Raw genomic sequence first — 12,376 nt, forward strand, 5'->3', positions numbered from 1 at the left:
CTCCAGGGGCGCTGCCCCTTCGACCCCGTTCCCAGGGGGCTCCGCCCCCTGGACCCCCGCTCCTCAAACGCCGGAGGGGCTGAAAATCGCCGCTACTGGTCCGACGAGAAGCGGACCGCCCCCGCCGGGATTCTGGCGTCGCACCAGATCCTCATGCCGGCCAGGAGTTCGTTGTCCGCGCCGACTATCGCGCCGTCGCCGATGACCGTGCCGGTGAGGACGGAGCGTTCGCCCACGCGGGCCCTCGTGCCGATCAGGGAGTCGGTGATGATCGCGCCCGGTTCGATGACCGCGCCCGGGAGGATCGTCGAGCCGGAGACCCGGGCGCCCTCCGCGACGTACGCGCCCTCGCCCACCACCGTGCCGCCCGTCAGCTTCGCGTCGGGGGCGACCCTGGCCGTGGGGAGGACCAGGCGGTCGCCGCAGCGGCCGGGGACCGCGGGCGACGGGGCACGGCCGAGGACCAGGTCCGCCGAGCCGCGCACGAAGGCGGCGGGGGTGCCGAGGTCCAGCCAGTACGTCGAGTCGACCATGCCCTGGAGATGGGCTCCGGCCGACAGGAGTTCGGGGAAGGTCTCGCGTTCGACGGAGACCGGGCGGCCCTGCGGGATCGTGTCGATGAGGGAGCGGCGGAAGACGTACGCCCCCGCGTTGATCTGGTCGGTGACGATCTCCTCGGGGGTCTGGGGCTTCTCCAGGAAGGCCAGGACCCGGCCGGTCGCGTCGGTGGGGACCAGGCCGTAGGCCCTCGGGTCCGTGACCTTGGTGAGGTGGAGGGAGACGTCGGCGCCCGTGGTCTCGTGGGTGCGGACCAGGGCCCTGATGTCCAGGCCCGTCAGGATGTCGCCGTTGAAGACCAGGACCGGGTCGTCGGGGGCGGAGTGCAGCCGTGCGGCCACGTTGCGGATCGCGCCGCCCGTGCCGAGGGGCTCGTCCTCGGTGACGTACTCGAGGTGCAGGCCCAGGGACGAGCCGTCGCCGAAGTGCGGTTCGAAGACCTCCGCGAGGTAGCTCGTCGCGAGGACTATGTGGTCGACGCCCGCCGCTCTCGCTCTGGCCAGCTGGTGCGTGAGGAAGGGGACCCCGGCCGCCCGGACCATGGGCTTCGGCGTGTGGACCGTGAGGGGCCGCAGCCTCGTGCCCTTGCCGCCGACCAGGAGGATCGCTTCTGTCACCTGTTGTCTCCGCTTCCTGCCGGGACCGGCCCGAACTGTCATTCGACCGGCAAGTGTATGCAGACCGATGTGCGGTGCCTTCGGCGGCTGTGCGGTGTTACGCGCCGGCCCCCGACAGCGGTGAAACGGTGGTGCGGCCCTCGGCTCTCGGCGGGTCCCGGCGATCGTCAACGGCCCTGGAGACGCGCCGCTGTCGTGCGGGTGGAGCCGAGCTTGCCGTAGAGCTTCCGGCCGGGGCACTCCGTGGCGAAGCCGTCCCGGTGACCGGAGATCACGTTCAGTCGTACCTTCTTGCCCTTCGGGTAGAGGTTGCCACCGCCCGACTTCAGAGTGGTCCTGCCCTTCGGGTTCGCGCCGTGGAGACCGAGCTTCCACGCGGTCAGCCGTGCGACGGCCTGCACCACGGCGGCGGGTGGCTTGGTCGAGCCGTAGCTGCCGAGGACGGCGATCCCCACGCTGTTGGTGTTGAAACCGAGGGTGTGGGCGCCGAGGACCGGCTTCGCCACGCCACCGGCCCGGCCCTCGTAGATGTTTCCGCACTTGTCGACGAGGAAGTTGTAGCCGATGTCGCGCCAGCCCATGCTCTTGACGTGGTAGCGGTAGATACCGCGAATGAGCGAGGGTGCCTGCGCACAGCGGTACCCGTTGCCGGACGCCGTGTGGTGCACGAAGGCCGCCTTGACCTTCTTCGTGTAGACGAACGTCCGCTCGCGCAGCGTCTCGTCGGCGCCCCAGCCGCGCCGGGTCACAATGCGCGGGCGCGGTCCGATGTACGGCTTCGCCCGCTGCTGCTTCGTCAACTCCCCGGCGCGCAGGGCGAACAGCTCCTGCTCGGTCCGGGCCCGGTCCAGCGCGGGGATCTCGGCGGCACCGGGGGCGGCGAGGCCGGCGTTGGCGGCGTCGGTGTCCGCCTCCGGCGTGGCGAGGTCGGCGACCGGGTCGGCGGTGGGGGCGGAGCGGAGGGCGGCGGCGGCCGCCGGGCGGGCACCGGCGGGGGCGGAGCGGCGGACGGCGGCCGGCTGCGCGCCGGAGGCGGCTCCCCGGGTCCCGGGCGCCGGTGCGCTCTCCCCCGGGTCCACGAGTTCGAGTCGCAGGCCCGTCGGGAGGGGGGCGCTCGCCGTCGCCGTACGGGAGCCGCGGGCCGTGTCCTCGGTCCTGCGGTCGGCCTCGGCGCGGACGCGCACCTCCACGCCGTCCGAGTCGCCCACCCACAGGGGTGCGGTGGCGCCGTGGACGCGGCCGGAGGTGCGTTCGGCGGTGCCGGGGTCGGCGGCGTCGTCGTTGTGGGTCTCCAGGTCCTGCCAGCCGGACCAGGTGTCGGCGCCGACGGCGCGGGTGCGGACCTGGACGCTGCCGTGCAACACGGTGTCCGGGTCGTCCCAGATGACGCCGACGAGGGAGAAGTGCCGAACGTCCCGGCGGGGCAGGCCCTGTTCGGCGGCCGCGGGGGCGAGGGTGCGGTCGCGGGAGGCGAGGGGCGCGAGGGGCAGCGACTGGGTGCTGCCGAGCGCTTCGGCGGCACCCCTCGGTTCCGCGGCCGGCGCCGGTCTCGCCGCGGCGGCGGGCGAGGTGAGGGGCAGGGCGAGGGCGACCGCACAGGTGACGCCGATCGAGGAAGCAAGAAGTCCGCGCATGCTCCCGATCCTGGACATAGTCATATAAATCTGTCCATCCGGGAACTGACGGACCGTCGGGTGCCGTTGCGCCGAACCGGTGGCCCCGCGCGAGGGCTTCAGGCCGTGCGCCCGCGTACGCTTCTGCGGGTGAACGCCACTGATCGCACCCCTGCCGACCTGCTGCGTTCCGCGCTCGCCGCGGATCCCGGACGCCCCCTGGTGACCTTCTACGACGACGCCACGGGTGAACGCGTCGAATTGTCCGTGGCCACCTTCGCCAATTGGGTGGCCAAGACCTCGAACCTCCTTCAGGGGGACCTCGCCGCCGCGCCCGGTGACCGGGTGGTGCTGCTGCTGCCCGCGCACTGGCAGACCGCGGTGTGGTTGCTGGCGTGTGCGTCGGTGGGGGTGGTCGCGGACGTGGGCGGGGACCCCGCCTCGGCCGACGTCGTGGTGAGCGGACCGGATTCCCTGGAGGCGGCACGGGCCTGCTCCGGGGAGCGGGTGGCGCTCGCGCTGCGGCCGCTGGGCGGGCGGTTCCCGCAGCCGCCGGAGGGGTTCGTCGACTACGCCGTGGAGGTGCCGGGCCAGGGGGACCGGTTCGTGCCGTTCGCTCCGGTGGATCCTGATGAGGCGGCGCTGGTGGTGGCCGGGCGGGAGTTCAGTGGGGCGGAGGTTGTTGAGCGGGCTCGGGCCGAGGGGGCGGGGGATCGCGTGTTGTCTGGGTTGTCGTACGACACGTGGGACGGGGTGTGCGCGGGGTTGTACGGGCCGCTCGCCAACGGGGGGTCCGTGGTGTTGTGCCGGCATCTGGAGCGGTTGGGTGAGGAGGCCCTCGCCAAGCGGATCGAGGATGAGCGGGTGACTGTTGTGCGCCGCTGAGAGGGGGTGGTCGCGTCCGGTTGGCGGGTGCGGGTTGCGTGTGGCTGGTCGCGCCCACGCGGCGGAGCCGCAGATCGATACAGCCCCGCGCCCCTGGGTGGGTGTAGTCACCCGGATGGATGAGTTCCGGGCCACCCCCGCACCCCGTTCACGCCATGGTCGTAGGGACAGATCCCTACGCCATGAGGGGTGGGCCGACTCGTGACCGACAGTGCTCGTGCCCTCGGGCCCGGTCTCGGTGCTTCGGCCCTCGGTGAAGGGCTCGTTCGGCGGCGTCGGCGGCGCTGGCTGCGCGGGGCCGGGGTCGGTGCCGGCGCGGTCGTCCTCGGTGCCGCCGGGGCCGGATGGGCCCTCTACGCCAAGCTCGACGGGAACATCACGCCCGATGACGCGGCCGCCGCCGAGCTCGCCCGGTACGAGAAGGAGCGGCCGACCTCGCTGGTGAAGGGCGCGCTGAACATCCTGCTGATCGGGTCGGACTCGCGGGCGGGGGACGGCAACGCGCGCTACGGGCGGGACTCGGGGACCGAGCGGTCGGACACCACGATCCTGTTGCACCTGGCCGCCGGGCGGCACACCGCGACCGCCGTGTCGCTGCCGCGGGACCTGATGGTGGACGTGCCGGCCTGCCGGGGACCCGACGGGACCCGCAGCGAGCCCGTGTTCACGATGTTCAACCACGCCTTCCAGAGGGGCGGTTCGGCCTGCACGATCCGAACCGTCGAGAAACTCACGGACATTCGCGTGGATCATCACATGGTCGTCGACTTCCACGGCTTCAAGGACATGGTCGACGCCGTCGACGGGGTGACGGTCTGCCTCGCCGAACCGATCGACGACAAGGCCGCCGAGCTGCGGCTTCCGGCGGGACGGGTGACGCTGAACGGCGAGGAGGCGCTCGGCTATGTGCGGGCCCGCAAGTCCCTCGGCGACGGCAGCGACACCGAGCGGATGGACCGGCAGCAACGCTTTCTCGGGGCACTGGTCCACAAGGTGCAGAGCAATGACGTACTGCTGAATCCGGTGAAGCTCTATCCCGTGCTGGACGCGGCGACTTCCTCCCTCACCACCGACCCGGACCTGGCGAGCCTGCGCGGGCTGTACGAACTCGTGCGCGGGCTCCGGGACATCCCCACCGGGCGGGTGCAATTCCTGACCGTGCCGAGGGAGTCGTACGTCCACGACGCCAATCGCGATCAACTCGCCGAACCCGAGGCCCGGCGCCTTTTCGAACGGTTGCGCAAGGATGCGCCGGTGAAGGTGACGGAGAAAGCCCCGAAGGTTTCAGAACATTCTCCTGACGAAGAACCCTATGAAGATTCTGAGAACGACCGCGGGGTACCCGCCTTCCGCGGCAACACGGCGGCCCAGGACGGTTGCGGGTAAAGCATTTCCCAAGGCGGCGAAGCGGTGTCCGGGCAAATGGGCGGATTGCCCGGTTGTAGGGGCGTGGAATTCGTCACCGCCGTAACCTGTCGGCGAATCGGACGGCTAGGGTGAGCGCTCCGGTGCATCCGGCCGACGGAGGATTCAGCAACCGTGGACGCACAAGGCCGTGGGCGGGCGGGCGACATCGACCCCGCCGACCAGTGGGTACTCAACCCGCACACCGGTGAATACGAACTGCGACTGACCCCTTCCGCACCGCAGTCGGGTGTTCCCGGTCCCCGTAGATCCACGCCCGCCCCGAGCAGGTCGGGCACGCCCGCCGGGCGTACGACCGCCCCCGTGGCGCCGGGCCGTGACGTGCCGCCGCCGCGCAGGCGGCGGGGCGCGCCGCCCGAGGAGCCGCTGCCGGGACGGCGGGGGCGTCGGCCGGTCAAGAAGAAGTCGACGGCCAAGAAGGCGGTGCTGTGGACCGGCGGCACCATGGCCTTCGTGCTGATCGCGGCGGCGGGTGGCGGCTACCTCTACATCCGGCACCTGAACGGCAACATCACGTCCGTCTCCGACGACGGCGCGAGCACCGGCGGCTTCCAGTCGGACAAGGCCATCAACATCCTGCTGATCGGCACCGACAAGCGCACCGGCGCGGGCAACGAGAGCTACGGCGACAAGAACAGCGTCGGGCACGCGGACACCACGATCCTGCTGCACGTCTCCAAGGACCGGACGAACGCGACCGCGCTGAGCATCCCGCGCGACCTGATCGTGAACGTGCCGGACTGTCCGACCACGCAGGACGACGGCTCCAGCAAGGTCATCCCGGGCAGCGAGAACGTCCGCTTCAACACCAGCCTCGGGCAGGACGGCCGTACGCCCAGCTGCACCGTGCGGACGGTGACCGAGCTCACCGGGATCCAGGCCGACAACTTCATGGTGGCCGACTTCAACGCGGTCAAGACGCTGACCACGGCGGTCGGCGGGGTCGAGATCTGCCTGGCCAAGGACATCGACGACAAGGACTCCAAGCTCAAGCTGTCCAAGGGCAAGCACACCATCTCCGGTGAGGACGCCCTCGCCTTCGTGCGCACCCGGCACTCGGTCGGCTTCGGCGGCGACCTGAGCCGGATCGGGCTCCAGCAGCAGTTCCTGAGCGCGCTGATGCGCAAGCTGAAGTCGAACGACACGCTCACCAGCCCCACGAAGATGCTGAAGCTGGCCGAGGCGGGCACCAAGGCGCTGACCGTCGACTCGCAGCTCGACAGCATCTCCAAGCTGAAGGACCTCGGTCTGGAGCTCGGCAAGCTGAACGTGAAGAACCTGACCTTCACCACCGTGCCGGTCGTCGACAACCCGACGGAGAAGGTGAAGGCGACGGTCGTCCTCAACGACGCGACCGCGCCCACGGTGTTCGACATGATCAAGAACGACGTGTCGTTCACGGAGGTCAAGAAGAAGGCGAGCGCGTCCAAGAGCGCCGAGGCGGCGGAGGACGCGGCCCGGCTCAAGGGCACCAAGTCGGCCGCGTCCGAGGTGCGGGTGCGGATCCTCAACGGCGGTGCGGCGGCGGGCAGCGCGCAGGCCGAGCTGGAGTACCTCCAGAACGAGGAGGGCGTACTGAAGTCGGAGAACGCGGGCAACGCGGGCACGTCGCTGGCGAAGACGACCCTGGAGTACGCCCCCGACCAGGCCGACCAGGCGCGCCGGCTCGCGGACATCCTGGGCCTGTCCGGGGCCCAGCTGAAGCCCGGCAAGAGCGTCACCAACTCCCAGGGCCTGCCGACCATGACCCTGACCCTGGGCAAGGACTTCAAGGGCGCGGGGGTGTCCTTCACGACGGCGACGAAGGCCCCCGAGGGGGTGCAGCAGTCCACGGCCGACAAGGTCGAGTGCGCCAAGTGAGGGCCGGCCGGGGGTTGTTCACCGGCTCTGCTGTGACCTGAGGGACCTGTCGTGCGTCTAACCAGTCGTACGGCAGGTCTTTTCGTTCGTTCGGTGTGTGTGAGGGTGGGGAGACAGGGGATGGCGCACAGCAGTGTTCAGGGGGAGGGGACCCGGCCCGAGGTCCGGCCGGCCAAGGGAGCGGGCCCGGAGAGACCGGGACGGCGCGGGCGGCGGCGCGGCAAGCGCAAGCACCGGGTGCTGCGCTGGTCGGCGACCACGCTCGCGGTGCTGATACTCGGCACGGCCGGCGCCGGATACCTCTACTACCAGCATCTCAACGGCAACATCCGCAAGGGCGAGCGCAGCAGCGGCGACTCCAAGGCGCGCAAGACCGAGGCCAACGCGGCCGGTCAGACCCCGCTGAACATCCTGCTGATCGGCTCGGACAGCCGTAACTCCGACGAGAACGTCAAGCTCGGCGGCAGCAGGGACACCCGGGGCGAGCCGCCGCGGGGCGACGTGCAGATGCTCATCCACCTGTCCGCGGACCGCAAGAGCGCCGCGATGGTGAGCATCCCGCGGGACACCCGGGTCGACATCCCCGAGTGCACGGACCCGGACACCGGGAAGACGTACCCGGCGACCAACGACATCATCAACATCTCGCTGGCCCGCGGCGGCGCCGGCTGCACGCTGGCCACCTGGCAGAACCTCACCGGGGTCTACGTCGACCACTGGATGACGATCGACTTCGCCGGTGTGGTGCGGATGGCGGACGCCATCGGCGGCGTCGACGTGTGCGTCCGGCAGAACGTGTGGGACCGCCCGACGGCCGCGGTGCCCGGCGGTTCCGGCCTGAAGATGAAGGCCGGCACGCACAAGGTCGAGGGCGAGCAGGCCCTGCAGTGGCTGCGCACCCGGCACGCCTGGGGCAGCGACCTGATGCGGGCCAAGGCCCAGCACATGTACCTGAACTCGATGATGCGGACGCTGACGAAGCAGAACGTCTTCACCGACACCCCGCGCCTGATGGACCTGGCCGAGGCGGCGACGAAGTCCCTCAAGGTGTCCGAGGAGATCGGCACCGTGAAGAAGCTCTACGACCTGGGCACGCAGCTCAGGTCGGTGCCGACGGACCGCATCACCTCCGTGACGATGCCCAACGTCGTGGACCCGCTGAACGCCAACCATGTCGTACCGGACACCAGGAACGCCGACAAGCTCTGGGAGATGCTCCGCGACGACGTGCCGCTCGACGACAAGGGCAAGGCGTCCGACGCGAAGAAGACCGCCAAGGCCCAGGCCACCGAGGCCCCTTCGGCACCGGACGACCGGATCGGTGTCCTCGTGCAGAACGCGACGGCGACCGCCACGCTCGGCCCGGTGAGCGGACGCGCGGGCGTGCTCGCCCAGGAACTCGTGGAGAAAGGTTTCACGCAGGCGTCGAAGGACGCGACGGCGGGACTCTCCGAGGAGCGGACCGTCGTGCGCTACCCGAGCGCCGATCTGCAGGGCGACGCCCAGCGCGTCGCCAAGTCCCTCGGTATTCCGCTGAGTTCGGTGAAGAAGTCGACCGAGGTGTCCGGGGTCACCGTCGTCGTGGGCTCCGACTGGCGTACCGGGAACGCCTATCCGAAGCAGACCGAGCCCAAGGCCGGGCAACTGCCGGCCAACTCGGACGCCATCAACGGCTCGGACACCACACAGTGCATGCCCGTGTACGGGGTCTACCAGTGGTAGTCGAACGGCGGGGGCCGTCCGTACGTACTCCTGGGCAGGAACAACTCGCACACCAGGACGGTGGACTCCCTTCCAGGGAAATGGGGTGGATTGACCGGTTGTAGGCCCGTGGGATCCGTCACGGCTTCGCTCGACGCCCGACCGGGCGGATAGTGTGAGCGATCCAGTGATCCCCGGCCATGAGACCTGTCCTGGGATCGAGCACTGTGTCGACCGAACCGTGCGCCTTCCGGGGGAAGGTGGCGTGTGGCCCTGACGGAGGATTCGGACCAACGTGGACACGCAAGGCCATGGGCGGGCGAACGACGTCGATCCCGCAGACCAGTGGGTACTCAATCCGAACACCGGCGAATACGAACTGCGACTGGCTCCTTCCGCTCCGCGGTCGTCCGTACCCGGACCCCGTAGGGCCGCCCCCGCCAGGAACGGCGCCCCCGGCGGCCGTACGACCGCACCCGTGGCCCCCGGCCGCGACGTCCCGCCGCCGCGCAGACGGCGGGACGCCCCCGCGGAGCCGCTGCCGGGTCGGCGCGGACGCCGGCCGGTCAAGAAGAAGTCGAACGCGAAGAAGGCCCTGCTGTGGACCGGCGGCACGATGGCGTTCGTCCTGGTCGCCGGTGCCACGACGGGGTACTTCTATCTGAAGCACCTCGAGGGCAACGTCGGCACCACGGACGTCGGCGACGCGGCCGCGAGCAGCTTCAGCAAGGACGAGGCCTTCGACATCCTCATCATCGGCACCGACAAGCGCACCGGTGAGGGCAACGAGGGCTACGGCGACAAGGGCAGCGTCGGCCACGCCGACACCAACATCCTGCTGCACGTCGCCAAGGACCGTTCGAACGCGACCGCGCTCAGCATCCCGCGTGACCTGATCGTCGACATCCCGGACTGCAGGACCAAGCAGGAGGACGGCTCCGAGGCGGTCGTCCCGGGCCAGGACGGCGTCCGCTTCAACCGGAGCCTCGGTGAGAGCGGCCGGGACGCGGGCTGCACGATGCGTACGGTCGAGGCGGCCACCGGGATCAAGCCCGAGCACTTCGTGATGGCCGACTTCAACGCGGTGAAGACCCTCACGACGGCCGTGGACGGGGTCAAGGTCTGCGTGGAGAAGGCCGTCGACGACAAGCAGTCGAAGCTGGTGCTGCCCGCGGGCGAGTCGACGGTGGAGGGCGAGCAGGCCCTCGCCTTCGTGCGCACCCGGCACGCCTTCGGCAACCAGGGCGACCTGGACCGGATCAAGGTGCAGCAGCAGTTCCTCGGTTCGCTGATGCGGAAGATGACCTCCGGTGACACCCTCACCAGCCCGACCAAGCTGCTGAAGCTGGCGGAGGCCGCGACCGAGGCGCTCACCGTGGACAAGGCGATCGGCAAGGTCGGCACGCTCAAGGACATCGCCCTGGAGCTGAAGAAGGTGCCGACGAAGAACATCAGTTTCATGACGATCCCGGTGGTCGACAACCCGGCCGAGACGGTCAAGGCGACGGTGGTCGTCAACCGGTCGAAGGCCCCCGCGATCTTCGACGCGATCAAGAACGACGTGTCGTTCACCGAGGTCAAGGCCCAGGAGAAGAAGGAGAAGGCGGAGGTCGCCGCCCGGCTCAAGGGCACGAAGTCGGCCGCCTCCGACGTACGGGTCAGCATCCTCAACGGCGGTGCGCCGGCGGGCAGCGCGCAGCAGCAGCTCGCCTACCTCCAGACCGAGGCGGGCGTGACCAAGTCCGACAACGCGGGCAACGCCGAGGCGGCCCTCGCGAGGACGACCCTGGAGTACGACCCCGACCAGGCCGACCAGGCCCGCCGCCTCGCGGACATCATGGGTCTGTCCGGCTCGGCGCTGAAGCCCGGCAAGAGCGTCACCAACGCCCAGGGCCTGCCGGCCATGACGCTCACGCTGGGCAAGGACTTCAAGGGCGCGGGAGTGAAGCTGAGCTCCGCCACGGCCGCCCCGGCGGTCGAGGGCAAGTCCACCGCCGACAAGGTGCAGTGCGCGAGCTGAGGCCGGCGAGGTCCCGCACAGGTTCGCAACAGGTTCGTAGGGCAACCTCACGGGCCCGTCGTATGTCTAAGACGTGCGGCGGGCCCGCGGTGTGCTGTGCGGGTCCGGTGGGGTGGGTGGGGAGGACAGGAACGTTGACAACGCAATACAGCGTGCAGGAAGCGGTACCGGCCACCGAGGTCGAGGGCGGAGGGGGCAGCAGGCGGGCGCCGCGCAAGCACCGGGTGCTCCGATGGTCCGCGACGACGCTCGCGGTGCTGATACTCGCGGTGGCCGGGACCGGTTACGTCTACTACCGGCACCTGAACGCCAACATCGAGCAGGACGACCTGAACCTCGGGGACAACAAGGTCGCCGAACCGACGCCGAACGCCGCCGGACAGACCCCGCTGAACATCCTGGTCATCGGCTCCGACGCGCGGGACAACGAGGAGAACCAGAAGCTCGGCGGCGCCCGGGAGACCTTCGGCGCCACCCCGCTCGCCGATGTGCAGATGCTGCTGCACCTGTCCGCCGACCGCAGCAACATGTCGGTCGTCAGCATGCCCCGCGACACCCTCGTGAAGATCCCCAAGTGCACCGACCCGGACGACGGCAAGGTGTACGCGGCGAGCGACGGCCGGGCGATGACCAACCAGAGCCTCGGCCACGGCGGCCCCGGCTGCACGGTGGCCACCTGGCAGGAGCTCACCGGCATCCACATCGACCACTTCATGATGGTGGACTTCGCGGGCGTGGTGTCCATGGCGGACGCCATCGGCGGGGTCCCGGTCTGCGTGGACGCCAACATCCTCTCCCGGGACAGCCAGGGCCACGGCTCCGGACTGAAGCTGGCGGAGGGCACGCACCCCATCAAGGGCGTGCAGGCGCTCCAGTGGCTGCGCACCCGCTACGGCTTCGAGGACGGCAGCGACCTCGCCCGCGCCAAGGCCCAGCACATGTACATGAACTCGATGGTCCGCGAGCTGCGTGAGAACGCGACCCTGAGCAGCCCCAACAAGCTGCGCAAGCTCGCCGAGAAGGCCACCGAGTCGATCACGGTCGACCCGGACCTGGGCAGCGTCAAGGCGCTCTACGACCTCAGCAACGAGCTGCGGAAGGTGGAGCCGTCCCGCATCACCATGACGACCATGCCGAACCGGTACGTCGGCGCGCGCGTGGAGCCCACCGAGGACGCCGAGCAGCTCTTCCGGCTGGTGCGCGAGGACATCGCGCTGGACGGCAAGGACGCGAAGAAGGCGACCGCCCAGAAGGCGCGGGAGTCCTCCGACGACCCGGCCGCGGCGAAGGACGAGATCGGGATCCTGGTCCAGAACGGCACCCGCACCGAGACCCTGGCCGCGGCGAGCGGACGCGCGAGCACGGTGGCCGGACTGCTCACCGACAAGGGCTACACCAAGGCGGTCTCCGACCGGTCGTCGTCACTGAGCGAGGCGAAGACGCTGGTGCGCTACCCGAGCGCCGAGCTGGAGGGCGACGCCCAGGCGGTCGCCAAGTCCCTGGGAATCCCGGTGAGTTCGGTGAAGAAGTCCACCGACGTCTCCGGGGTCACGCTCGTCGTGGGCACCGACTGGCGCGAGGGTACGACGTACAAGGCACCCAAGCAGGACGACACCACCCCGAAGACGGCTGAGGCCCTCAACGGGGCGGACGACTCGGCCTGCATGCACGTGAACCCGGGGTTCACCTGGTGAGGC

8 protein-coding genes are annotated in these 12,376 nt (G+C 70.2%); 6 read left to right on the top strand and 2 right to left on the bottom strand.

Translation table 11 applies throughout. The features are described 5' to 3' along the window. Positions 1-92 precede the first annotated feature (92 nt). Together manB and AC2XR2_RS17380 are read right to left on the bottom strand one after the other, a co-directional pair. Entirely contained in the window at positions 93-1,175 is a 1,083-nt protein-coding gene (manB, locus tag AC2XR2_RS17375) for a mannose-1-phosphate guanylyltransferase (protein ID WP_449349548.1), read from the bottom strand. A gap of 167 nt (positions 1,176-1,342) precedes the next feature. Then, a complete protein-coding gene (locus tag AC2XR2_RS17380; protein WP_491515524.1) occupies positions 1,343-2,809 on the bottom strand; it encodes a peptidoglycan recognition protein family protein in 1,467 nt (488 codons plus the stop codon). A 129-nt stretch (positions 2,810-2,938) separates the two neighbouring features. Here AC2XR2_RS17380 and AC2XR2_RS17385 point away from each other — a divergent pair, with 129 nt between their 5' ends. From AC2XR2_RS17385 to AC2XR2_RS17410, 6 genes are all read left to right on the top strand, one after another. Next, a complete protein-coding gene (locus AC2XR2_RS17385) occupies positions 2,939-3,673 on the top strand; it encodes a TIGR03089 family protein (RefSeq protein WP_491515525.1) in 735 nt (244 codons plus the stop codon). 201 nt (positions 3,674-3,874) lie between these two features. Beyond that, positions 3,875-5,059 carry an LCP family protein gene (locus AC2XR2_RS17390; RefSeq protein ID WP_391196336.1) on the top strand — a complete coding sequence of 395 codons (1,185 nt, stop codon included), beginning with the start codon at positions 3,875-3,877 and terminating at the stop codon, positions 5,057-5,059. Between the two features lie 153 nt (positions 5,060-5,212). Then, on the top strand, positions 5,213-6,958 hold the full coding sequence (locus tag AC2XR2_RS17395) for an LCP family protein (protein WP_381306643.1): 1,746 nt from the start codon (positions 5,213-5,215) through the stop codon (positions 6,956-6,958). Between the two features lie 120 nt (positions 6,959-7,078). Then, positions 7,079-8,680 carry an LCP family protein gene (locus AC2XR2_RS17400; RefSeq protein ID WP_491515526.1) on the top strand — a complete coding sequence of 534 codons (1,602 nt, stop codon included), beginning with the start codon at positions 7,079-7,081 and terminating at the stop codon, positions 8,678-8,680. A 274-nt stretch (positions 8,681-8,954) separates the two neighbouring features. Further along, complete coding sequence (locus AC2XR2_RS17405) at positions 8,955-10,679, top strand: LCP family protein (RefSeq protein WP_491515527.1); 1,725 nt, start codon at positions 8,955-8,957, stop codon at positions 10,677-10,679. 152 nt (positions 10,680-10,831) lie between these two features. Continuing rightward, positions 10,832-12,373: an LCP family protein gene (locus tag AC2XR2_RS17410; protein ID WP_491518461.1), complete on the top strand. Its 1,542-nt coding sequence runs from the start codon at positions 10,832-10,834 to the stop codon at positions 12,371-12,373. The last annotated feature ends 3 nt before the right edge of the window (positions 12,374-12,376 follow it).

The sequence above is a fragment of the Streptomyces sp. LS-MS-L19 genome, from assembly GCF_058382285.1.

Coding starts and splice junctions, on each gene's coding strand:
- AC2XR2_RS17400 (WP_491515526.1), top strand. CDS start 7,079: ATGGCGCACAGCAGTGTTCAGGGGGAGGGGACCCGGCCCGAGGTCCGG.
- AC2XR2_RS17380 (WP_491515524.1), bottom strand. CDS start 2,809: ATGCGCGGACTTCTTGCTTCCTCGATCGGCGTCACCTGTGCGGTCGCC.